Genomic DNA, 24,493 nt, shown 5'->3' with positions numbered 1-24,493 from the left:
ATCACTCCCACGTTTTCCAAGGGGCAGTCCCTTTTTCCCATAGACCTTCAAGATACGTTTTATCACGCAGCGTGTCCATCGGCTGCCAGAATCCTGCATGCTCATAGGCCATGAGTTCACCCTGTTTCGCCAATGTCATCAACGGCTCTTGTTCCCAGGTAGTCGCATCATTTTCAATGAGATCAATTACCGAAGGATTCAGCACAAAGAAGCCACCGTTAATCATTGCACCATCGCCTTTCGGTTTTTCCTGAAATGATTGAACCTGGCCACCACGGATATCCAGCGCACCAAAACGTCCCGGAGGAAAAGTCGCCGTCAGGGTCGCTTTTTTACCATGTGCTTTATGAAAATCAATTGTCGCTCGGATATTAATATCAGCAACACCATCGCCATAGGTAAACAGGAAGGCTTCATCATCTTTTACATATTCGGCTACGCGCTTCAAACGTCCGCCAGTCATAGAAGAATCACCTGTATCAACCAAAGTTACGTTCCATGGTTCTACACGCTTGTGATGAACTTCCATTCGATTCTCTGCCATATGGAATGTTACATCAGACATATGCAGGAAATAGTTTGCAAAATATTCTTTGATTACATACCCTTTATACCCACAGCAGATAATAAAATCTTTAATGCCGTGGGCAGAGTACATTTTCATAATATGCCAAAGTATCGGTTTACCACCAATTTCAACCATTGGCTTTGGTTTTACTATTGTTTCTTCACTTAATCTGGTACCAAGCCCACCAGCCAAAATCACCGCTTTCATACCTAATCCTCTATTTTATTTAGATGCGGTAAAAGCATCACAATAGAAATTATCAACTGACATTTTTTTAGAAATAAAATCTTTTTTGCATGCTTCGATCATGATCGGTGAGCCACAAGCATAAATGTCAAATGGCTCCAGCGAATCAAAATCTTCTATTACTGCATGGTGAACAAAACCTTTTCGCCCACCCCATGTTGGATCATCACCAGACACCACCGGAACAAAATGAATTTGTTCAAATTTTTCATCTAGTTCTTGCGGTAGTGCAGAATAAAAATCTTTGGCTAAAGTCATACCCCAATAGATATAGATCTCGCGAGATGATGTTTTTTTCACCAAGTGCTCAACCATGGCTTTAACCGGGGCAAATCCAGTCCCCCCCGCGATAAAAATAATAGGACGGTCACTTTCTCTGATAAAAAAAGTTCCACATGGGCCTTCGATACGCATCAGAGTGTTAACTTGTAGTTCACTGAAAATCAATGAGCTCATTTGACCATTGGCAACATTTCTGATGTGCAACTCAATCCCATCAGCTTCATTGCTATTCGCAATAGAATAGCTACGCGTTACGCCCTTATGCTGCAGGTTAATAAATTGGCCCGGAAGAAAGTCCATTTTTGCAGTCGGTGGTAAACGAAGAGTTAACTTCATGACGTCCGCAGAGACAAGCTCAATACTATTTACTTTGCAAGGCACAATCTTTTTTACCTGTCCTTGCAATTCAGGATAGTACAAGGCCTGTAATTGCAGGTTACTCTTGGGCTTACAATTGCACGTCAGGATTTTATCACCTTGACCATATACTCTACCCTGAGGATCTGTTGCCTCTCCGGCGAGAAGTGTCGATTCACAAACTCCGCAATCCCCATTTTTACAACTGTGTTCCAGATGTATACCCGCAGCCAGTGCCGAATCAAGGATTGATGAGTCCTCTGCTCCAGAGAATTCGATATCTGATGGAAAAATTTTGATTAGATGTGACACAGTAATTATTTACTCAAATAAGGAAGCTTGTTTTAACAGCGGAGCAACCGCATCTTTTACTGAAAGTTCAGGCTGCTGTGTTATCGGCCATTCGATACCAATTGCGTCATCACTCCACAATATACTGCCTTCAGCAGATGGCGCATAATAATTAGTTGCTTTATAAAGAAACTCGGCAGTTTCGCTAAGAGTGACGAAACCATGTGCAAAACCTTCAGGAATCCACAATTGCTTTTTATTTTCTGCTGACAGATGTACGCCGACCCACTTTCCGAATGTTGGTGAACTGGTGCGGATATCGACTGCGACATCAAATACTTCACCCAGAGTACAGCGCACTAATTTACCTTGTGCATGCTCTCCTTTTTGAAAATGCAGACCTCTCAGTACTCCTTTGCGAGATTTCGAGTGATTATCTTGCACAAAAGATATTTTACGGCCAACTGCTTCCTCAAAAATTCTGTGGTTAAAACTTTCGAAAAAGAATCCCCGTTCATCGCCAAATACTTTCGGCTCAAAAATTAAAACGTCTGGAATTGCTGTTTTAATAACATTCATTTATTAGAAACCTTTAATCATTCTTTTAAGGTATTTGCCATAATCATTCTTTGACAAGGGTTCTGCAAGTTTTGCAACCTGTGCAGCATCAATGAATCCTTTACGATAAGCGATTTCTTCCGGACAGGAGACCTTCAGACCCTGGCGTTCTTCGATAGTGGCAATAAAGTTACTGGCTTCGATTAGGCTTTGATGGGTACCTGTATCAAGCCACGCATAGCCACGTCCCATCATTGCAACAGATAACCTTCCCTGTTCCATATAAATTTGGTTAATGTCGGTAATTTCCAGTTCGCCACGTGCTGAAGGTTTTAAGTTCTTTGCCATTTCAACAACAGCGTTGTCATAGAAATATAACCCTGTCACCGCATAATTACTTTTCGGCTCGAGTGGTTTTTCTTCAAGGCTAACTGCTGTACCACTTTTATCGAACTCAACTACACCGTAACGTTCAGGATCGTTAACATGATAGGCAAATACGGTTGCGCCGCTTTCTTGATTAACAGCTGTATCCATTAATTTAGGCAGGTCATGACCGTAAAAAATGTTGTCGCCAAGCACCAGAGCACAATCATCATTACCGATAAACTCTTCACCAATAATAAATGCCTGGGCCAGGCCATCCGGCGTCGGTTGTACTTTATACTGTATATTTAGTCCCCACTGGCTGCCGTCACCCAGTAACTGTTCAAATCGCGGGGTATCCTGTGGGGTACTAATAATCAAAATGTCACGAATACCTGCCAGCATCAGCGTGGAAAGCGGGTAATAGATCATTGGCTTATCATAGATCGGCAGCAGTTGCTTGCTAACAGCCATAGTGACTGGGTAAAGACGAGTTCCTGAACCACCAGCTAAAATAATCCCTTTACGCGTTTTCATTTCATCATCTCTTTGTGTACAAAATGTCCGTTAACGGGCGTTAAAAAGGTTCAAATCGCCGTTGTCGTGAACAATTCAGTCAGCATACGTTTTACACCCACGTCCCACTGAGGTAATACCAGATCAAAGTTATTCTGGAATTTTTCAGTGTTCAGGCGAGAATTTTCTGGACGGCGTGCGGATGTAGGATAAGCACTGGTCGGCACCGCATTTAACTGGGTTAATGCCAGTTTAATTCCTGCCTTACGGGCTTCCTCAAATACCAGCGCTGCATAGTCATGCCAGGTCGTAGTACCACCTGCAACCAAGTGGTAGAGTCCAGCCACCTCGGGTTTGTTCATCGCAACGCGGATAGCATGTGCCGTACAGTCAGCAAGAAGTTCCGCCCCGGTTGGCGCACCGAACTGGTCGTTAATCACCGAAAGCTCTGCGCGCTCTTTTGCCAGTTTCAGCATCGTTTTCGCAAAATTATTGCCTTTACCGGCATACACCCAGCTGGTTCTGAAAATCAGATGGTTGGCACAGTGCGTTTGTAGTACTTTTTCACCCGCCAGTTTCGTTTCACCGTAGACATTAAGCGGCGCTGTAGCATCTGTTTCTCGCCATGGTGTTTCGCCGGTACCAGGAAAAACGTAGTCCGTGGAGTAATGCACTACCCATGCCCCGATTTCTGCGGCAGCTTTGGCAATTGCCTCCACGCTGGTCGCATTTAGCAATCGCGCAAATTCTATTTCAGACTCGGCCTTATCTACTGCCGTATGGGCAGCTGCGTTGACGATAACGTCAGGCCAGATACGACGGACGGTGTCTGCCACGCCCAGCGGATCGCTGAAGTCACCGCAATAGTCAGTTGAATGTACATCTAACGCAATCAGGTTCCCCAGCGGGGCTAGTGCGCGTTGTAGTTCCCAACCCACCTGCCCTGTTTTACCAAACAGCAGAATATTCATTAGTTGCGTTCTCCGTAATTCTGCTCGATCCACGTCTTGTAGGCGCCGCTTTTCACATTTTCAACCCACTGCGTATTCGACAGATACCACTCAACAGTCTTACGGATCCCGCTCTCGAAGGTTTCCAGCGGCTTCCAGCCCAGTTCATCGCTGATTTTCGCTGCATCAATCGCATAGCGGCGATCGTGCCCAGGCCTATCCGCCACATACGTTATTTGATCGCGGTAAGAACCTTCTTTAGGCACAATCTCATCCAGTAGATCGCAAATAGTATGTACCACGTCCAGGTTTTTCTTCTCGTTATGACCCCCGATATTATAGGTTTCACCTACAATGCCCCTGGTCACAACGGTGTATAACGCTCGGGCATGATCTTCAACATACAACCAGTCGCGAATCTGATCGCCTCTGCCATAAATTGGCAATGCTTTACCCTCAAGTGCATTCAGGATCACCAGCGGAATCAGCTTTTCAGGGAAGTGATACGGGCCGTAGTTGTTGGAACAGTTGGTGACGATTGTCGGAAAACCATAGGTGCGTAACCATGCGCGAACCAGATGATCGCTGGAGGCTTTAGAAGCCGAGTACGGGCTGCTCGGTGCATAGGCCGTATTTTCCGTAAACAACGGCAAAGTGCTACCGGCTTGTACCTCGTCGGGATGTGGCAGGTCGCCGTATACTTCATCCGTGGAGATATGATGGAAACGAAATGCCTGTTTTTTATCTGCATCCAGCCCGTTCCAGTAGCCACGAGCGGCTTCGAGTAATACATAAGTGCCGACGATATTCGTTTCAATAAAGTCTGCAGGACCAGTAATAGAGCGATCAACATGACTTTCAGCAGCCAGATGCATTACTGCATCTGGTTTATGCGCGGCGAAAATATGTTCCATAGCCGCCTTATCACAAATATCCGCGAGTTCAAAATAATATCGACTATTTTCACTGACTTCAGCAAGGGACTCAAGGTTACCGGCGTAGGTAAGTTTATCGACATTAACAACAGTATCCTGAGTATTTTTAATAATATGACGAACTACTGCAGATCCAATGAAACCCGCCCCACCAGTAACTAGTATTTTCACGTTTTAATTCCGAATATCGTTTATATGAATACTATTAACATGCTGGCACATAATGCGCATCTGGGCATTATGCACGCTACCGCCCCTGGCCTTGCAGCAACCAGAGCACTACTTGAATGATAAAGATGTAACCTGCCCGCCAGCTATCGCAAAGCAGGCAAAATTCAAACGCTAATTGTCTTACCAAATGCTTACAGAAACAAGAAAAAATCCAACAAAAAACAGATTAAAATTAGTAGGTTAACTCGTTGTAATTCTTTATTTTTAATATGAAAAACGACAGTAACACTCCACTGCATAAATCATAGGCGTTGGGGTGTTAGCTGCCGCTATTTTTTCTGGCTTACCGTCACAAAGTCCTGTGAAACTCTACTCGTTAAGTAGCTTTTCGATGCTCTTGCGGAACTTAGCCCCTTCCTTCAGATTACGCAAACCATACTTAACGAACGCCTGCATATAACCCATTTTTTTACCGCAGTCGTAACTGTCGCCCGTCATTAACATGGCATCGACAGACTGTTTTTTCGCCAGTTCTGCAATCGCATCTGTTAACTGAATACGTCCCCACGCGCCAGGTTGTGTATGCTCTAATTCAGCCCAAATATCAGCCGAAAGCACATAGCGCCCTACCGCCATCAGATCGGAATCCAGCGTTTGCGGCTGATCTGGTTTCTCAATGAATTCAACGATACGGCTGACTTTACCTTCGTTGTCCAAAGGCTCTTTGGTCTGAATAACGGAATACTCGGACAGATCGCCATCCATACGCTTAGCCAGCACCTGACTGCGCCCGGTTTCATTAAAACGAGCAACCATGGCAGCCAGATTGTAGCGCAGAGGGTCCGCACTTGCTGTATCCAGAACGACGTCCGGTAATACAACGACGAACGGGTTGTCCCCGATAATTGGGCGAGCACAAAGAATTGAATGACCAAGACCGAGTAATTGCGCCTGGCGAACGTTCATGATAGTCACGCCGGGAGGACAGATAGACTGAACCTCAGCCAGCAACTGGCGCTTGACGCGCTGCTCAAGCAACGATTCGAGTTCATAAGATGTATCGAAGTGGTTTTCTACTGCATTCTTTGACGCATGCGTTACCAGAACGATTTCTTTAATGCCAGCAGCTACAATCTCGTCGACAATGTATTGAATCATCGGCTTGTCTACGATCGGCAGCATCTCTTTAGGGATTGCCTTCGTGGCAGGCAACATGTGCATCCCGAGGCCCGCTACCGGAATAACTGCTTTCAAATTAGTCATTAAGTCATTCACCTATTCAATTGTTGCTGAATTATAGCTTTTTAGCTTGTTTTAGCCAGTATGAATTACATTTCACCGATACAGCGCATGTTACGCCGCTTATCTGCGGAATGCAGTAATCTTAAGCTCAAGTAGGTTCAATTCGAGCCAGGAATGGTCGCAAAGTTACCTCCCCTGTCCCGGTAGTCGGAAATTCACCGCTTCAACATTAACCACCTGATGGTTTATACGGTCAATGTCAACTGAACTTTTCCCGGTTTCGTTTACCGCATGGATATTCGCCAGCGATAGCAAGGTATCCTGTTTAGCCATAAATTTTCCGCGTACATCCTGGCGAAGATCAAAATGCATCTTTAGCGCGGGTCCCGTCGTTGATTGCTGCATAACCTTGATGTTACGTAAGAAAAGGTGTTGCGGTTGGTTGTGCAACTCCAGCGTGGCGCGCTTCATCGCCACATTAGTGATGGCCACAAATGACGTGGCATTGCCCGAGGATATCTGAATGCCGCGTAATTTGTATTCAAGTTTTGAGTTATCCAGATGAATATTATTTAATTTAAAGTTTTGCGGAATGGATAAATATCGTCCTTTGATGACGCCATAGCCAATGAGCATACCGGCGCTATTCTCCATATTGATATTATCAATAACGAAATTATCACACCCATAAATCGCGACCGTTGCATTATCAATGCCCGCTTTCTTACTGAAATCCGGAGTGATATTTCGCGCGGTAATATTACGAATGACAAAATGTTTGCCGTTCTCCACATGGACTAACTGTCGACAGTCGGAACCGGTGATGTTCGCCACCACAAAGTTTTTTACCGCCAGTTCCTCGGGATAGCTATTGTCATAAGTACTCCCCGCCAGCCCGATACCGATGCCCCAGTTCACATTGCCGTTGGTACAGTTGATACGTTCGATAACATGGTCAGAAATGAGGATATTGCTGTCGTTAATCGCCACATTCCATTCGATAGCGTCCCCTTGTAAATCGCTAAAACGGCTGTTCGTGATCTTTACGCCGTCCATGCGGTTATGAAAGCCCTGACGCAGGATCCCATAGTTAGCGCGCGTGACGGTAATATCATCGATCGTCAGATTGCGCATCAGCCTTGAGGTTTTGCCGCCAATGTAGATTTGCGTCACCGGAGCAAAACCACTCATGGCAATCCCTTTTATCACGCAGTCCGAACCCCGCACATCGAGAGTAACGTTCCTCAGGCTACCGCCCTGCTCGCCCATGACCTTGCATCCATCCTGCAGAACAAAGCGCCCACGCCCGTTGCCGCTTATGCGGCCTTGCACCGATAGCGTTTTGCCTGGCGGAATAACAATCGCAGTATTGATATTCTTACATTCCAGCCCTTCGGGTACGACTACCGTTTGCCCTTCCGTGAATGCCTGCCTGAAAGATGCGACCCAATCCTTTGGGTTGTAATCCTGAATATTGACGCTGCCAGATGATTCAAGCGCCCGGCTAATGGGAGAGTGCAGCACGACAAGCGCAGAGCCTGCCGCCAGAAAACTACGACGTGAGAGTTTTTTCTCTGACATACAACCTCGATTTACATCGTTTGCAGCAGGCTGGCTAACTGTTTATTGATCGCTAACTGATTAAATTCAGCTTCAATTTTTTCTCGCGCGCATTGCACAATCGGCTGCACCTGTTCGCTGTCGAGCAGGCTGAATGCCGCTAACCGTTCAGCCAACGCCTGGGCATCGTTTTCCGGTGCCAGCCAGCCAGATTTACCCGACTCCACCAGCTCAGGGATCCCGCTGTGAACCGTCGAAATGACCGGGATCCCCACCGCCATCGCCTCCATCAGCGCTACCGGGATCCCCTCCATATCGCCATCTCTGCCGGTAATCGAAGGCAGCAGAAATACATCTGCTTGCTCAAGCATCTCCTTCACCTGATGACTGGGTTTAAAGCCAGGCATCTCAATCACATCATCGAGTTGGTATTGTTCGATCAGCGTCCGCAGACGACGTTCCCAGGGACCAATGCCAAGAATGCGATAGCGAAATAAGACGCCCTGCTCTTTCAACTGCCGGCAGGCTTCGATAGCGACGTGCAGCCCTTTTTTCTCGGTTAAGCGCGCGACAGAAATAATCTCCAACGGCGCGGCTGGCGATTTCAGTTGGCGCGGGGTAAAGCGCGTCATATCGATTCCCATACGCGAGACGGCAATTTTCTGCGGCGGACATCCCATGTTTTTTAAACGTCCGGCCCAGAGATTGCTGATGGGCAGCATCAAGTCACCGCGCTGAAACAGCTGCTGATATTCGGAGGTATAGCGGGCCAATACATCCCGGTGCGAAACATCAACACCATGAAATACCGTGGCTATTTTCCCGCGGATCATTCCCAGCTCACGCAATTTGGCAGCCGTCACGCCTGCAGGGCCAAAGTGCGCAATAAAGACATCCGCCTGAAATGCCTGCGGATTCCCACCGCAAATAGCCGCCAAAATCAAATTGCGCGCCTCGTCGCCATAGCGAGAGATATTCAGCGCTTTCCAGGTGGCTGCGCGGGTGATGCCCTGCAATGCAGCCGCCGCCCTGAATTTGAGCTTTGCCAGTTTGCCGTCCGGTTCATTCAGCAACCAGCGCGTTTTGTCACCCAATTGGTAGGTATTAAATGAGGCATGCGTATTTTCAAGATCGCCCTTATGCATGGCGACAATCTCCACCTCATAGCCCATGTCGATGAACGCAGTGATCTGATTTAATACGAAGGTCTCTGAAGAGAGTGGAAATTTAAGCAGGAAAAAACCAATCTTCATTTTTCCCCCTCAATGCGCGTTAATACCGACTGCACCATACGCACCCCACGTTCGCGTTCACGCATAACCGCGTCCCCTACCCGTATGTTCAGTTCAGGAAGCTGTCCGAGAATATCGGCGACTTTGCCCTCGAGGCTGCCATCCAGCAAATGGCGTATATCGACGGCCATCTCCGGTAGCCCCAGTTGCTGCATGATCCCTGCCGATTTATGCTCATAGTTAATGGCGATGGCGGGCGTCATAAAATTCATCGAAATGATAGCTGAGTGCAGGCGAGTGCCCACCGTCAGGTCGCATGCCCCGAGAATTTTTCCCATCTCAAGGTCGTTGAGTTCATCCATTACCACATGATAACGGGCCGGGTCGTTAACATGCTGACGCAGGTTCAACGCCACCATACGGTCATCTTTGTTGTAACTATCGATACCGGTACAGGTTGACAACGCTATCACCTGGTACCCTTCATCGAGAATGCGGTTCACTACCCCGGCAAAGGCTTGTTCATAAGCCTGTTGCGTCGTCCCCAGACGCTTATCAAAGGGCGCCAGCTCACGCAAAGTAATGGCCACAGTCTTCTGCTTTGCCACCATTTGCAACCAGTGCTGTACGGCATAGCCTGGCTCAAAATCCTCATGATGATTATCGACCAGCCAGGCGGTATCCACGCCTGCCTCTACCTTTTCCGTGGTTATTGCGCTGCGTTTCATCAGTTCCAGACTAACTGATTCGCGCAAAATCAGCGCGTTACAATGGCCAAAAACGTAGTTTGCCAGTTGATTAAACTGCTCATCCTGGAATGGCCCCACGCTGTGCCCAATCATGTACAGCGGTTTTTTCGCCATAAATGAACACAGGGCATGTTCGAACTGCGGCACGCCATACAAATCAACAAAAAACGATCCGCCGACCTGGATGATGGCGTCATAGCGCGACAGTAAACGGACAAAATCGGTAAATCCCTGGGCGATAGCGATGTTGCGCAGATTACCAGAGTCGGTGACGCGCGAGAGCAGTACCTGGTGCTGATAGCGACGGCGCAAGACCTTCTTCACCCGTCCCATGACGCCCGCGGCGTTGTTGTGTTGCTTCATCTGCGAATATAACGGATCGCCCATCACCGGACGATTGAGTAACCATGAGGAGCTTACCGGGTAGCGGCTCATAACATCGACTTCAGTCTCGGGACGCTGCGCGTTAATGGCATCCAGCAAACCGCGCAGAATAGCGCTATCCCCTCGGTTCCCGCAGGTATGGTTGCCCAAAATTAATAGTTTCATTATGACCTCTTAAAGCGTTGTTCTTATCCTGCACGGAGCAAGGTTTTCATTTTTTCACTGCGACAGAGTTGGCGTTTTATTTCCACCACCAGCGGGTGGCGCGACAGCACAATCATCACCGCAAACGCCAGCGTTCCCGCCGCGATTTGCAACCCCAGCACCGCGCTTAACGGCAGTTGGTTGCGCAGGGTAAAACCCAGCACATAGCTCACAACAACGGTTGGCAAGGAGAGATACAACGGTAGCCACAGACTGAGCATGTACTGACGGTAGCTGGAACCCAGAACAGGTTTGATCATCACGAAATAACTGAGGATGGTGTTAATCACCTGAACCAGCAAAAAGCCCAGCGTCACGCCTGTCGCCCCCGCCAGATGTCCACCAATGAAAATGGCCGGAATAAACAGAAAGGTTTTGAACACATTGAATTTGAAGCTGATATCAACCCGCGCCTTCGCCATCAGCAGTGAACCGATCGGATTCCCGACAGAGCGCAGTAGCCCGACAATGCACAACAATTGCAGGACGGGGACAATACCGTTCCACTTCTCGCCAAATACCAGCGGCACCAGATTGTTCGATACCACCATTAATCCCAGCAGCGCCGGAAAATTGATGATCCCGACCACCGACAGTAGTTTGTAAAAATTCACCCGCAATTTTTCGCTGTCGTCCTGAATTTTGGCAAACGCCGGAAACAGAACGCGGGTAATGATCGGGTTCAGTTTGATTGGCGGTACAACCGCCACGTTCCAGGCAAGATTGAATCCCCCCGCGACGCTTGCCCCCAACGTTCTGGCCAGCACCAGCGTAGAAAGATTGGTATTGATATAATTAATAATGCTATCCGCCGTCAGCCATGCGCCGAAACGTAGGTTTGACGAAACAGAAGCCAGCGAGAAATGCAGCCCCGGACGGTAAATCTGGCGACCAAAATAGCCGAACAGCAGCGTACGTAGCGTACTGTTCACCAGATACCCAAGAATAGCCGTCAGCGCGAGCGGCCAGAAATGGGCGCTCACCACGGTAAAGGTAAAGCCGGCCAGCACCGAACTGGTCTCAATCATGCCGATTTTGTTAAAGGCCAGTTCTTTTTGCATCAGCGCGCGAAACTGCTGGCCGTGCGGTATCACCACAAACGCCAGTGATAACGTTTTGATGAGCGGAGCCAGTTCGGGGTTATTGAGTACGCTGGCAATTGTCTCGCTAAGCAGAAACATCGTCACGCATACCACAATACCGAGTCCGACATTGAGCCAGTACAAGGTGGTCAGTTCAAGGTAGCCAATCTCTTTGCGCTGAATAATGGAGTTGGCAATGCCAAAGTCAGACAACGTGTCGGCCAGGGCAATGATCACCAGCGCCACGGTTAACAACCCGAACTGGTGATTATCAATAATCCGCGCCAGGACGGTCATCTGGATAAGTCCGAGGCCAATAATGATCACCGTGGCAATTGCCGACCACTTCGCGCCATTCAGCGTTTTTTCTCGTAAACTCATGTTAATACGCCGCTTTGTTCACAAAGCCTTTAAATATCGTCAGAAAAACAATTTTGATATCGAACCATAAGCTCCACTCACGAATATATTCGAGGTCAAATTCCACACGTTTTTCCATTTTTTCCAGCGTATCGGTTTCCCCCCGCCAGCCGTTGATTTGCGCCCAACCGGTAATGCCCGGCTTCACCTTATGACGTAACATGTAACCCTCAATCAGTTGGCGGTACTGTTCGTTATGCGCCACCGCGTGCGGACGTGGCCCGACGATAGACATCCCTCCCGTCAGCACGTTAATAAACTGCGGTAACTCATCCAGCGACGTCCGGCGCAGAAAATTCCCCACCGGCGTCACGCGTGGGTCGTTTTGCGTCGCCTGCGTCACCACCGCGTCGTTTTCCATCACTTTCATTGAACGAAACTTCCAGACTTTGATCGGCTTCCCATCCATGCCGTAACGGGTCTGGCGGAAAATTACCGGTCCTTTTGAGGTCAGTTTCACCAGTAACGCAATGCCACACAGCACCGGGGAAATCAGCAGCAGGATCAGCGAGGCCAGCACGATATCTTCCGCACGCTTCAACAGACGGTTAATGCCCGAGAGCGGCGTGTCATACAGCGGCACCACCGGAACACCGTTCATCTCTTCAATCCGTGAATGCAGGATGTTGAAGGTAAAGACATCGGGGATGAGGATCACTGAGCAGGTCGTGTCGGCCAGATCGCGCACCAGTTTTTTCACACTGGCACCATCGTTCATCGACATGGCGATATAGACGTTATGAATGCGTGAAGCTTTAGCGTCATCCACCAGTTGTTGCAAATTCCCGGCCCAGTCGCGGGAGTTTTTCCCTGGAACAGGATCGTGATAGACACCGGCTACTTCAAACCCCAGCCACGGTTCATGGCGAAAGCTGTCCAGTAGCATTTGCCCGGCGGGCAGGTTGCCTGCCACCGCAACCCGGCGGGTGTTGTAACCGCGATTACGCAGCCATCCCGCACCGTAGCGAATAAACGAACGGCTCAACACCAGACCCACGCTTGACAGCAGATACCACGCCATCCAGACCGCAAGACGGTTATCGAAATCGTTATTAAAGGCAATTAAACCTGCGCTAAAAATCAGGCTCAACGTCCAGTTTTGCAGCAACAGCACCAGCTCAGTGGATATTTTGACGCCGCGCCATGAGCGATAAAAATCCGTTATCCCGCCGAGCATCTGAAAAACCACCAGCGTGATCAACGCCACCAGCAGGTGCATGTACAGGAAAGGCAAACCGCTTAATTCGCAGATTACCCATAGCCCGCCAAACATGATGGTGATATCCGAAAAACGTTGCACCATCGAAATTAACGACGCATTGGTTTTGGCGCGTTCGCGCTTCTTTAGATGTGTCATCGTGGTTCCTGTTAGTCGCCTTTGGCCCATAACCGGGCAAAGGAAGCACCGGCATTACTGATTCAGCAACGCCAGAAGAGTGCGCGTTCGCGCTTCCATCAACGGAATATCTCCGCGCGATTCCACGTTCAGGCGCACCACCGGTTCGGTATTGGAAGAGCGTAAATTGAAGCGCCAGTCGACAAACGACATGCTGATGCCATCCGTTCTGTCCACCGTCAGCGCTTCCCGGGAAAAGTGCTGCTCCACCCGCGCTATCGCTGCCGTCGGCTCCGCCAGCGTGCTGTTTATTTCTCCACTCGCCGGGTATGCCGCCATCCGGTCACGGACCAGTTCGCCCAGCGACTGTCCTTTCAGACACAGCAGCTCCGCCACCAGCAGCCACGGGATCATCCCGCTGTCACAGTACGCAAAATCGCGGAAATAGTGATGCGCGCTCATCTCGCCGCCGTAAATGGCATCTTCATGGCGCATCCGCTCTTTAATAAACGCGTGTCCGGTTTTTGACATCACCGGTTTACCGCCTGCCGCCGTCACCACATCCACGGTGTTCCAGGACAGGCGCGGGTCGTGGATAATTTTCGCCCCCGGATTCTTCTCCAGAAACGCTTCCGCCAGCAGACCGACAATGTAGTACCCTTCTATAAACTGGCCTTTTTCATCAAACAGGAAGCAGCGGTCAAAATCCCCGTCAAAGGCAATCCCCATATCCGCACCGTGTGCAATCACCGCGTTACGCGTGTCTGCCCGGCACTCCGGCAGCAGAGGGTTGGGAATACCGTTGGGGAAATTGCCATCCGGCGTGTTGTGAATTTTGATGAACTCGACCGGCACGCCCAGCGCCTTAAAACGGGCTTCAATGGCGTCCACCACCGGGCCTGCCGCGCCGTTACCGGAATTGAGTACCAGCTTCATCGGTTTCAGGTTGCCGGGATTGATATAACCCAGCAGGTGGTCAATGTAGGCATCGCGAGGATTAATCCGCTGGTAGCGGCCACGTCTGCTCTCATCAACCGCCGGGAAGTCATTCGCTTCCGCCAGACGCTGCACGTCGCGCAGACCGGTATCGCCGCTGATGGGCCGTGCCCCTTCCCGCACCAGCTTCATGCCGTTGTAATCCAGCGGATTATGGCTGGCGGTCACTTCAATGCCGCCATCAACGCCAAGATGGAAAGTGGCGAAATAAATCTCTTCGGTGCCCGACATGCCAATATCCAGCACATTCACTCCTGCATCCTGCAGGCCTTTCGCCAGCGCCAGCTTCAGCGTCTCGCTGGTCAGGCGGACATCGCCGCCGAGGACGATGGTTTTCGGCTGCAGAAACTCGCCGTAAGCGCGGCCAATACGCCACGCAATCTCTTCATTTAACTCTTCGCCCAGTCGGCCACGGATGTCATACGCTTTAAAACAGGTCAGTTTTGTCATGATTTACCCTTTTTCAGGCAACAGGAAGCCCTGACTCTTAATGAGCCTTTTTAATAAGTGTTAATGCATTGCCCGGTGCGCTTCCCTTACCGAGCCTACGCTGTTGCAGGCCGGATAAGCGCATCCGGCATCAGGCGCGCCCGTATCTGTCCGCAAACCGCACCACATCATCCTCATCGAGGTAAGATCCGGAACGCACTTCAATCAGATCGAGCGGGATTTTTCCGGGGTTCTCCAGACAGTGGGTCGCTCCCAGCGGAATATAGACAGACTCGTTTTCAGCGAGCAGTTTGATATCATCATTAATTGTCACTTTCGCGGTACCTGCAACCACAACCCAGTGCTCAGCCCGATGATGATGCATCTGCACGGACAATCCCTCGCCAGGCTTGACGGTAATTCGCTTGACCTGGTAACGGTCTCCGGCATCAATGGAGTCATATTTGCCCCACGGACGATAAACTTCGCGGTGAATGTGGTGCTCATGGCGCCCGTCAGCTTTAATTTTCTCCACCACTTTTTTGACATCCTGTACCGCGTTGCGATCGGCAATCAGTACCGCGTCTTTGGTCTGCACCACCACCAGATCTTTCACCCCGACGGTCGTCACCAACCCGGATTCGGCATAGACGTAGCTGTTTTCCGTTTTGTGGCTAATGACATCGCCGTGATGCACATTACCTTCGGCAGTATGGGCGCTGATTTCCCACAATGATGACCAGGAGCCGACATCGCTCCAGCCTGCATTCATAGGCATCACCACCGCATCGGCCGTACGTTCCATTACCGCATAGTCCACAGACTCTTCCGGGCAGGCGAGAAACGCCTGTTCATCAACGCGAATAAAATCGAGATCGGGGTCGACGGTGCTCATGGCGTTTTCGCAGGCCTCAAGAATATCGGGACGATACTTTTTCAATTCTTCCAGGTAACGGCCTGCCCGGAACAGGAACATCCCGCTATTCCAGTAGTAGTCGCCGCTTGCCACATACGCCTGTGCGGTTTCCAGATTAGGTTTTTCAACAAACTGCGCCACCTCAAAAGCCACCGCGTCAGTATTCGACGGTGAAACCTCGCCTCGACGGATATAGCCGTAGCCAGTCTCCGGTTGGTCCGGGACGATACCAAACGTCACCAGCTTACCCGCACTGGCATACGGCATCGCATTGCGAACCGCTTCGCGAAATGCCTCTTCGTCGGCAATCATGTGATCGGCCGCCAGCACCAGTAGCAGCGGATCGTCACCTGGACACTGACGTTTTGCCGCCAGCGCAGCCAGCGCTATGGCTGGCGCAGTGTTGCGTCCGGCTGGTTCGAGAATAATGTTCTCGGTCAGTTTGTGCAGTTGCCGTAACTGTTCCGCAACGATAAAACGGTGTTGTTCATTACAGATAACTACCGGGCTTTCGCACTCCACACCGTTCAGACGGCAAATCGTCGTCTGCAACATGGTGAGATCGCCTTTCAGACACAGGAACTGCTTTGGATACAGTACGCGGGACAGTGGCCATAAACGACTACCCGAGCCACCGGCCATGACTACCGGAAAGAGTTTGTTTTGACTCATCATGTACCCCGAATATCAGCAATAAATTGATTCAGCACGTTTTCTTTATCCAACGTGCGTTCGGCATACTCACGTGCCACCGTGTTAACTTTTGGCATGGTTAGCGCCTGTTGAATTCCGCCAACCAGCGCATTGACTGATTCCGGCTCGACACACACCGCGATGCCAGGATAAGCGTCACACAACTGACCCAATTCGGTCTCAGGCTCAGCGGTAATCACCGCGTTACCGCCAACGGCGAGGATATTAGTCAGTTTGGACGGCAGTACTGCATCCGCCGCGCCACGCTTTTGTACGACCAGATGACAGTCCGCGAGCTTGAGCAGCGCAGGCAGCGCTTCATAAGGTTGCAGCGGAAAGAACATTACGTTGCGCAGGTCGCGTTCGCTGACCATAGTCTCCAGTCGCGCTTTGCCCCCGCCCTGCCCAACGATCGCAAACAGCCAGGGTTGCTCACTCAATTGGGCCGCCGCGTCGATGACGCTCTCAAGCCCCTGCTTTTCACCGATATTGCCCGAGTAGAGAATGATTTTTTGATCCGCGGGCAATCCCAGTTTCTGGCGCAACGCCAAAGCATCGGCGTCGGTCACGTCACGAAAGCGCGCCACTTCCGACCAGTTAGGAAAGAAAATAACCTTGCGTGGCGCAACGCCTTTTTCCAAGGCTTTGCGCATCATGGAACGGGAAATCGTCGAAATATTGTCCACGTTGTGCAAACCACTGCGTTCAAACACGCAGGCCAGTTTCGCCACCATACCGCGCTTACCTTTGCCTGCCATGCCAAGTCCCAACATGGCATCGACTTCATAATCCTGAATGTGCAGCAGCGTGCGCGCGCCGCTGAGTTTTGCCAGCAAGCGCATCCCCGGCGTACAAAACAGCGTCGGCACCACGCCGATGATGCGATCCGGCTTCCAGCGACGTTGCGCCAGCAGCGGGAAGAAACTGCTCAGGGCGAAACTGCCCAAATGCAGCAGACGCTTGAGCGTTGAGGGTTGCTCAGGCACATACAGCGGACAACGCCAGACGGTGGCATCCCCCTCCTCGCGACGATAGCGCCAGGATGAATAGCGACCATTAACTTTCCATTGCGGATAATAAGGCGGTGCGGTGATCACCCGCACGTCATGACCTTGTTGCGCCATCCACTCCACCATTTCACCGGTGTACTTACCGATACCGGTCAGCTCCGGCGAGTAGTTAATGCCATACACCAGGATCTTCATAGCCCTGGTACTCCGCTCTGACTTGCCTGGCAGAAGTAAGCCCGGCTGTTGGCGTGTACGCTGTCACTGGCCTGAATCTCTGTCGCCGCCAGCCAGCGGTAGGCATCATGTTGTGCATCAGGCAGTTGCAGGTCGTTTTCTGATACGCGCAGACGAAATCCCAGCACGATGTAATGCGTTGAGAAATCATCCCCGGAAAAGTTGTCGTCATAGAAGTGCTGCCAGACACCATAAAACTCAGCGGCGGACAGCGGTAGACGCAACCCCAACTCAGCTTCAGTCAGCCGTTCAAAAGCCGCATGTAGCGATTCATCTTTTTGCACACGACCGCCGGGAACGAACCAGTAGCCCTGCGCCGGACGATTGAGACGCTTACCGAGCAGAAACTCTCCCTCGGCGTTTTCCACGATCAAGTCGATAGAAATCAGCGGGGTTGAACGTACGACGGTGGCAAAATCCTCATGACGTAAAAACATGCTTACCCCCGATAACGCTGCTGGTTTTCAAGGAACCACTGCCAGGTGCTGGCAAGCCCTGTCTCAAGTGATATCTCGTGATACCAGCCCAACTGATGCAAACGCGTAACATCGAGTAATTTGCGCGGCGTCCCGTCCGGTTTGCTGGCGTCAAACACCACGCGCCCCTTGTAACCCACTACCTTGGCAATGGTCTGGGCCAGTTCACGGATGGTGCAGTCCACGCCGGTACCCACATTGATATGCGACAGCATCGGCTGGGTATATTCCTGCCAGACTTCATGAGCCAGCTCCATTACGTGGATGCTGGCCGCCGCCATATCATCCACATGCAGAAACTCGCGCATCGGCGTGCCGCTTCCCCACACCACCACATCCGGCGCATTTTGCTCGCAGGCTTGGTGAAAGCGGCGCAGCAGCGCCGGGATCACATGCGAATTGCTTGGATGAAAGTTGTCATGCGGCCCGTACAAATTCGTCGGCATCACCGAGCGATAATCACGGCCATACTGACGGTTATACGATTCACACAGCTTGATGCCAGCTATTTTGGCAATCGCATACGGCTCGTTGGTCGGCTCCAGTTGCCCCTGCAAGAGTTCGCTTTCTGCTATTGGCTGGCTAGCATGTTTGGGATAAATACAGGATGATCCGAGAAACAGCAGTTTATTCACGTTATGCAGATGCGCCGCATGAATAATGTTGCTCTCAATCATCATATTTTCGTAAATAAAATCAGCGGGATAAGTGTTATTGGCCACGATCCCACCCACTTTTGCCGCCGCCAGGTACACCTGGTCAATACGTTCAGCGGCGAAGAAGTGACGCACCGCGTCTCCATCCAGCAGGTTAAGCTCATCTCGGGTACGCAGCACCAGTTCGACATTATCTCGTTGGGCCAGCTGTCTTACGATGGCGGCCCCCACCATCCCGCGATGGCCCGCCACAAAAATACGTTGTTTCTTCATCCTCAGTACTCCAGCGCGATGGCAACCTCGTAACCGTGCGACTTCAGCAGGGAATGTTTCTTCGCTGCTTCAAGGTCGTTAGCAACCATTTCAGAGATCATCTGGCGCAGCGTAATTTCCGGTTTCCAGCCGAGTTTTTCATGTGCTCTGGCCGGGTCGCCCAATAGCGTTTCTACTTCTGCCGGACGGAAATAGCGCGGATCGACGGCGATTATCACGTCCCCAGGTTTCACACCTGGCGCATCGTGTCCGGTCACGGAAACCACAATGCCTTTTTCATTCACGCCTTCACCTTCAAAACGCAGTTTGATACCCAGTTGCGCCGCCGCCATTTCTACAAACTGACGCACGGAATATTGCACGCCGGTGGCAATGACGAAATCTTCCGGCTGATCCTGCTGCAGCATCATCCACTGCATCCTGACGTAATCTTTGGCATGCCCCCAGTCACGCAGCGAATCCATGTTGCCCAGGTACAGGCACGACTCCAGGCCCTGAGCGATGTTGGCAATGGCGCGGGTGATTTTACGGGTGACGAAAGTTTCACCACGGCGTGGAGATTCGTGGTTAAACAGGATGCCGTTACAGGCATACATACCGTAAGATTCGCGGTAGTTAACGGTAATCCAGTAGGCGTAAAGCTTAGCCACCGCATAGGGCGAACGCGGGTAAAACGGCGTGGTCTCTTTCTGCGGAATTTCCTGTACCAGGCCGTAGAGTTCTGAGGTGGAGGCCTGATAGAAACGGGTCTTCTTTTCCAGACCAAGGAAGCGGATAGCCTCCAGCAAACGCAACGTACCTATTGCATCGACGTCCGCGGTGTATTCCGGTGAGTCAAACGACACCGCGACATGACTCATGGCGCCCAGGTTATAGACCTCATCCGGTTGGACCTCTTTTAAAATACGGGTCAGGTTGGATGAATCCGTTAAATCGCCATAGTGCAGATGGAATTTGGGGTTGCTTGAATGTGGATCCTGGTAGATATGGTCCACACGTTCGGTGTTGAATGATGAAGCGCGACGCTTAATGCCGTGCACTTCATACCCTTTTTCCAGCAGGAATTCTGCCAGGTAAGAACCATCCTGCCCGGTTACGCCAGTGATGAGAGCGACTTTTGACATGTTATTACCTCTTAAATGATCCCCTCAGGGAGTAACTTTCTCGACGCGTTCGCGCGTGACTACTGCGGGGTTTCCCCGACAAACGACATTTGCTGGCAGCGATTTAAATACGCTGCTGCGTGCTCCAACGACGGTGCCATCGCCAATCGTCACGCCTGGCGCGACAAAGACATCTGTCGCCAGCCAGCATTTATCGCCAACCACAATCGGTGTGGCGTTAATATCAAAATATTGGCTGGCGTAATCATGACTTCCGGTACATAAATAACTTTTTTGCGAAATAACCGCGTGTGCGCCAATCGTAATATTACCCAACGTATATAAAACCGCGTCATCACCCACCCAGGCATAATCTCCCAGGGTTAATTTCCACGGATAAGTAATTTTTACTGAAGGTCGAATAACTACGTTTTTTCCTATTTTCGCACCGAACATTCGTAATAAAAACGCACGCCAGCGATACATTACCTGGGGTGACCAGCGAAACAGTGTCGCCTGTACCGCCCACCATAATTGCACTTTAATGACACCGCTACCGCGAAAACCTTTCGGCACGCTGAAGCCGCTTAAATCCTGCATAATGTGCCCTTACGTTTTGCCATATAAAGTTTTTGTTTTACCGGTTGTACGCAGCCGTAAATATTCAGAAACCCCAGTCAAAAAACCTGGCATATGTAATATCTGCCGCTGAACTTTTTTTGCATCGCGGCATAATTCCAGATTATTCGTCGTTGACACTCCGCCCATCGAAAACTCCGACACCAGCCCGTCCAGTTTTTTGAAAACGTAACCAGACTTGTATAATTGGGCGGCCAGCGCGTAATCGGACGATATTTTATATTGCAAATCATAGCGCCAGACATTCAGTCCTGAGAGCGGAAAAAAGATGGCCTGATGGCTGGCAGGCAGGCTGTGATAAATATACCAACCCGGCTTTGCCCGGCGCTTAATTTTGTTGCCATTGCCAAAATCCAGCAACGCATCGCCGATAACCATGGCTTTATCACTCTGCGTTTTTAACTGGCGGATAAACTGAGCCGCATCGGCATGCAGAATATCCCCGGAATTGAGGAACAGCGCAAAGCGCCCGCGCGCCATCGCAATGCCTTTGTTCATCGCATCATAAATGCCGTTATCCGGTTCGCTGACAAACCGTAACCGGTGCTCTCCACCGAGACCTTCAAGAAACGCCGACGTACCGTCAGAGGAGCCGCCATCAACAACAATCCACTCAAAACTGATATCGCCTGCCTGCGCCAGGTGTGCCAGCGAGGCGTGAGTTTTGACGATCCCTTCCAGATTGCGAAAGGCGACGGTAATAATACTAAGCAGCATGTGATTTACCTCGCGATATTCAGCGCCTTGCGCAAAATAAACGGACACACAATTAAAAACGCGTATTCCGGACTAAATACTGACCCTGTAAAAAACAGCGACAGCGGCGTAAAAAGATATAGCTGCACCTGATAATTCTGATTATCACCAAAAGCAGTGATCATCATCTTCATGACTTTCCCCATGTACCACAGGGTTAATATCACGGCGAACCACGAAAAATAAATAATCAGCAGATACAAACCATTGTCTATCGTTTTACCCACATCCGCACCGTTAAAAATTCCGAATGACGCGACATATTCATAAAGCGAACCGAATCTTACGACGCCATCAACATGCATTAACGAATAACCGACCATCACTAGCGGCCCCACGATTCGATAATACGATGATGACCCCTCGGTGCCTAAATCCCCAAGGCGCGTTGCGATGTACGGAAACGCAAATATCACACCGACTAAAAACACGCTTAATGAGATTATCGCCAGCGGCAACTTCTTTTTTATCGCATCCTTATTCAGGTACTGAAACGCCCACTCCAGGAGATAAAACAAAATAAACGTCATCACCCCGGAAAACGACCCTGATAATATTATCCCTGCCAGAATCATAGCATCGGACTTAGGCGTTTTGATACCAAACTGTTTGATACTGAGCCAAATTGAGATTAACGCCAGAGCGAAGAATGCCGGTTCGAAATAAAGCGCAGTGGTGCGTTTTCCGCCAAACTTAATAAAGTTCAGAACATAGCTGTTACTGTAAATAAGATATTTCGAAATAACTTCCATTAAACTGCTGCCGCCGCTGAGAATGATCTGCGCCATTTCAACTGCCGCTAACCCTACCACCAGCCCGACAACCAGCCAGAAAAAACGCAGGATCTTAACATAGTTATGCGGCGAAATGGTTTTGAAGCGAATACTCCACACCATTCCAATAATCACCACGGTATAGACAAACAGCATCGCGGACGTGACGTATTTACTGGCATTCAGCGATTGACCGAACAGGTAGTTAAACGCCGTCAGCCCTCCCCCCACGCCCAGCGCAATCATTAATTTTTTAATATTGATGCGCTCGACAAACAGCAACAGCAGAACGGGCAAGAATGTGACAATCGTTATCGGGAAGCTCTCGCCAAGCTGGGCAAGTTTGACGTTAACCAGCAGATAAAGCAGCGGTAGCAGCAGATAGCTACAGATTCTGATAGAACGAGACATATTCCTCCAGCATCTGTTGTCCACTGTATGCCACCCGGCTGCGCTGGCTGAACGCGGCAAGCGATGTGTCGAATACCGCCTGCGCAATGTCTGATTTTTTCAGTTGTACCAGCCGCAATACATCCGCTTCACTGAACGTTTTGCCGCCCGCTTTCGCCAGTACCTCTTGTGCCGCCTCGCTGTGCGTAGCAATCACCGGTACCCCGATGGAAAGCGCTTCGCACAGAATCAGCGGGTAATTATCAACGCGGGAGCTGAACACCAGTCCATCCATCTCGTTAAGCGCGCTCATCAACGTTCGCTTATCGCTTTCGAAGCCATGATTGATGACATTATCGCCAGCAAAGGGAGAAAATTTGCCGAAGGTATGCAGCTCAATTTTTTCCCCGAGCGCCATCATCTCCTGCACCAGGCGCTGATTGGTTTTACCGTCATAGCGCAGGTCATGAGCCACCACCGCGATTTTCGGTCTGCCGTGTGGTTCATGTCTGGCGGGCAGTTCGGCAAGAATGGCTTCGGTTGCCACATCAATACCGTTGTTAATAATGCGGCAGCGCCCCATGCCATACAGACTGTTGAACGCGTCGGCCACATGCTGGCTGGGAGAGATAAACTGGCAGCCAAGCGCTAACATGTCGCGAAACCTCTGCCGTTTAGCGGACACCTGCTGATGGGCTTTGTCGATTTTTACCGGCGGATAGTTGCTTAACGTCGGGCATTTCTGGCAGCCTGTTTTCCAGCTTTCACACCCGTCTGTGAAAGCGCAACGCCCGGTCACGCTCCAGTGATCGTGCAGCGTCCAGACAAAGGTGATGTCCGGTTTATGCGCCTTCACCTTTTCGCAAAAGGTCACGACCTCTTCCAGGTTCAACCAGTAACTGTGCAGCACATGAAAATGCAGTACCAGCGGGCCGGATGTGCGGGTCACCGTACGATATAAACTGTTAAGATTGCCAAACAGGTCGCGGTTAGCGAAACGAAATAGCGCAATATTCGCCGCCGACGTCAGGCGCGGCGTATGTTTGATAACATGCGGATAATTACCGTGGCTGGCGCTTTTCTTGCCGCCTTTGCCATAGCCGTACACAAAGCGTGACGTCAACCCTTTCGCTAGCGCGCGAAGATGCAGATCTAACGCCACACCTGCCGCTCCACCTTCTGCGAGTCGCACATTAAATTGTAAGATATTCATTTTGTTACCTTCACTCGTGCTTTCTCGCCCACCACCAGCGTGTTGTCAGGGATGCTATCCACTACCACGCTCCCGGCGCCAATGGTCACGTTATCGCCAATAGCGACATCGCCGAGCACAGTGACGTTGGCCCCCAGTTCGACACCGTTACCGATGACCGGACAGGACAAATCTTTGCCGCCAGGATTGCCAATGGTGACACCGTGGCGCAGGGTTAAATCGTCCCCTGCCACCACGTGTTTATTGATCACTACGCCATAACCATGATGGATAGTGAAACGACGACCGATAGATGCAGCGGCCTGAATTTCATAACCAAACAGGCATTCAGTGATCAGGCGATACAACACCAGCACCGGCGCAGCCCACAGGTTGTTCAAGATATTTTTTTTACGCCAGACGGAGCAAAAATGGGCAATCCGATAGGCCACTACCATACAGCAGGGGCGCAGACTCCAGCCGTTCGCACGTAAATCTTCCAGCATAC

General features: G+C 50.4%; 23 protein-coding genes. All 23 read right to left on the bottom strand.

Annotation, left to right across the window (positions count from 1 at the left end):
• Position 1: 1 nt before the first annotated feature.
• Positions 2-775: a glucose-1-phosphate cytidylyltransferase gene (gene rfbF, locus M4I31_RS08860; RefSeq protein ID WP_085047938.1), complete on the bottom strand. Its 774-nt coding sequence runs from the start codon at positions 773-775 to the stop codon at positions 2-4.
• A gap of 15 nt (positions 776-790) precedes the next feature.
• On the bottom strand, positions 791-1,765 hold the full coding sequence (locus tag M4I31_RS08855) for an FAD-binding oxidoreductase (protein WP_085047937.1): 975 nt from the start codon (positions 1,763-1,765) through the stop codon (positions 791-793).
• Positions 1,766-1,774: 9 nt separating this feature from the next.
• Positions 1,775-2,323 (bottom strand): dTDP-4-dehydrorhamnose 3,5-epimerase, encoded by a 549-nt coding sequence (gene rfbC / locus M4I31_RS08850; RefSeq protein ID WP_085047936.1) that lies wholly within the window; start codon positions 2,321-2,323, stop codon positions 1,775-1,777.
• Positions 2,324-2,326: 3 nt separating this feature from the next.
• Positions 2,327-3,205, bottom strand: coding sequence for a glucose-1-phosphate thymidylyltransferase RfbA (gene rfbA, locus M4I31_RS08845; protein ID WP_085047935.1), 879 nt, complete (start codon positions 3,203-3,205; stop codon positions 2,327-2,329).
• A 50-nt stretch (positions 3,206-3,255) separates the two neighbouring features.
• Positions 3,256-4,155: a dTDP-4-dehydrorhamnose reductase gene (gene rfbD / locus M4I31_RS08840; protein WP_085047934.1), complete on the bottom strand. Its 900-nt coding sequence runs from the start codon at positions 4,153-4,155 to the stop codon at positions 3,256-3,258.
• Positions 4,155-5,240 (bottom strand): dTDP-glucose 4,6-dehydratase, encoded by a 1,086-nt coding sequence (rfbB, locus tag M4I31_RS08835; protein ID WP_085047933.1) that lies wholly within the window; start codon positions 5,238-5,240, stop codon positions 4,155-4,157. Before rfbB ends, rfbD begins: the two co-directional genes overlap by 1 nt.
• A gap of 369 nt (positions 5,241-5,609) precedes the next feature.
• Positions 5,610-6,503 (bottom strand): UTP--glucose-1-phosphate uridylyltransferase GalF, encoded by an 894-nt coding sequence (gene galF, locus M4I31_RS08830; RefSeq protein ID WP_085047932.1) that lies wholly within the window; start codon positions 6,501-6,503, stop codon positions 5,610-5,612.
• A gap of 165 nt (positions 6,504-6,668) precedes the next feature.
• Entirely contained in the window at positions 6,669-8,063 is a 1,395-nt protein-coding gene (gene wcaM / locus M4I31_RS08825; protein WP_085047931.1) for a colanic acid biosynthesis protein WcaM, read from the bottom strand.
• Positions 8,064-8,074: 11 nt separating this feature from the next.
• On the bottom strand, positions 8,075-9,295 hold the full coding sequence (gene wcaL / locus M4I31_RS08820; RefSeq protein ID WP_085047930.1) for a colanic acid biosynthesis glycosyltransferase WcaL: 1,221 nt from the start codon (positions 9,293-9,295) through the stop codon (positions 8,075-8,077).
• A complete protein-coding gene (gene wcaK, locus M4I31_RS08815; protein ID WP_085047929.1) occupies positions 9,292-10,572 on the bottom strand; it encodes a colanic acid biosynthesis pyruvyl transferase WcaK in 1,281 nt (426 codons plus the stop codon). Before wcaK ends, wcaL begins: the two co-directional genes overlap by 4 nt.
• 23 nt (positions 10,573-10,595) lie before the next feature.
• Entirely contained in the window at positions 10,596-12,074 is a 1,479-nt protein-coding gene (gene wzxC, locus M4I31_RS08810) for a colanic acid undecaprenyl disphosphate flippase WzxC (protein ID WP_085047928.1), read from the bottom strand.
• Between the two features lies 1 nt (position 12,075).
• The gene (gene wcaJ / locus M4I31_RS08805; RefSeq protein ID WP_085047927.1) at positions 12,076-13,470 is read right to left on the bottom strand and encodes an undecaprenyl-phosphate glucose phosphotransferase; all 1,395 of its coding nucleotides are present in this window, start codon (positions 13,468-13,470) and stop codon (positions 12,076-12,078) included.
• A gap of 54 nt (positions 13,471-13,524) precedes the next feature.
• Positions 13,525-14,895 carry a colanic acid biosynthesis phosphomannomutase CpsG gene (cpsG, locus tag M4I31_RS08800; RefSeq protein ID WP_085047926.1) on the bottom strand — a complete coding sequence of 457 codons (1,371 nt, stop codon included), beginning with the start codon at positions 14,893-14,895 and terminating at the stop codon, positions 13,525-13,527.
• A gap of 130 nt (positions 14,896-15,025) precedes the next feature.
• A complete protein-coding gene (gene cpsB, locus M4I31_RS08795; RefSeq protein WP_038641772.1) occupies positions 15,026-16,462 on the bottom strand; it encodes a mannose-1-phosphate guanyltransferase in 1,437 nt (478 codons plus the stop codon).
• Entirely contained in the window at positions 16,462-17,688 is a 1,227-nt protein-coding gene (gene wcaI / locus M4I31_RS08790) for a colanic acid biosynthesis fucosyltransferase WcaI (protein ID WP_085047925.1), read from the bottom strand. The genes cpsB and wcaI overlap by 1 nt, the downstream gene beginning before the upstream one ends.
• A complete protein-coding gene (locus M4I31_RS08785; protein WP_038641775.1) occupies positions 17,685-18,164 on the bottom strand; it encodes a GDP-mannose mannosyl hydrolase in 480 nt (159 codons plus the stop codon). Before M4I31_RS08785 ends, wcaI begins: the two co-directional genes overlap by 4 nt.
• Before the next feature lie 2 nt (positions 18,165-18,166).
• Positions 18,167-19,132: a GDP-L-fucose synthase gene (locus M4I31_RS08780; protein ID WP_085047924.1), complete on the bottom strand. Its 966-nt coding sequence runs from the start codon at positions 19,130-19,132 to the stop codon at positions 18,167-18,169.
• A 2-nt stretch (positions 19,133-19,134) separates the two neighbouring features.
• Complete coding sequence (gene gmd, locus M4I31_RS08775) at positions 19,135-20,256, bottom strand: GDP-mannose 4,6-dehydratase (RefSeq protein ID WP_038641779.1); 1,122 nt, start codon at positions 20,254-20,256, stop codon at positions 19,135-19,137.
• A gap of 24 nt (positions 20,257-20,280) precedes the next feature.
• Positions 20,281-20,835 (bottom strand): colanic acid biosynthesis acetyltransferase WcaF, encoded by a 555-nt coding sequence (wcaF, locus tag M4I31_RS08770; RefSeq protein WP_069323493.1) that lies wholly within the window; start codon positions 20,833-20,835, stop codon positions 20,281-20,283.
• A gap of 9 nt (positions 20,836-20,844) precedes the next feature.
• Complete coding sequence (gene wcaE / locus M4I31_RS08765) at positions 20,845-21,591, bottom strand: colanic acid biosynthesis glycosyltransferase WcaE (RefSeq protein WP_085047923.1); 747 nt, start codon at positions 21,589-21,591, stop codon at positions 20,845-20,847.
• Positions 21,592-21,596: 5 nt separating this feature from the next.
• Positions 21,597-22,814, bottom strand: coding sequence for a colanic acid polymerase WcaD (gene wcaD, locus M4I31_RS08760; protein WP_085047922.1), 1,218 nt, complete (start codon positions 22,812-22,814; stop codon positions 21,597-21,599).
• A complete protein-coding gene (gene wcaC, locus M4I31_RS08755; RefSeq protein ID WP_085047921.1) occupies positions 22,789-24,006 on the bottom strand; it encodes a colanic acid biosynthesis glycosyltransferase WcaC in 1,218 nt (405 codons plus the stop codon). The genes wcaD and wcaC overlap by 26 nt, the downstream gene beginning before the upstream one ends.
• Positions 24,003-24,491: a colanic acid biosynthesis acetyltransferase WcaB gene (gene wcaB / locus M4I31_RS08750; protein ID WP_038641791.1), complete on the bottom strand. Its 489-nt coding sequence runs from the start codon at positions 24,489-24,491 to the stop codon at positions 24,003-24,005. The genes wcaC and wcaB overlap by 4 nt, the downstream gene beginning before the upstream one ends.
• Positions 24,492-24,493 lie beyond the last annotated feature (2 nt).

The organism is Citrobacter sp. XT1-2-2 (assembly GCF_023516235.1).
Taxonomy (GTDB): Bacteria; Pseudomonadota; Gammaproteobacteria; order Enterobacterales; family Enterobacteriaceae; genus Citrobacter; species Citrobacter werkmanii.
The sequence above is the reverse complement of the archived record's forward strand: the minus strand, read 5'-3'. Positions and strand labels throughout refer to the sequence as shown.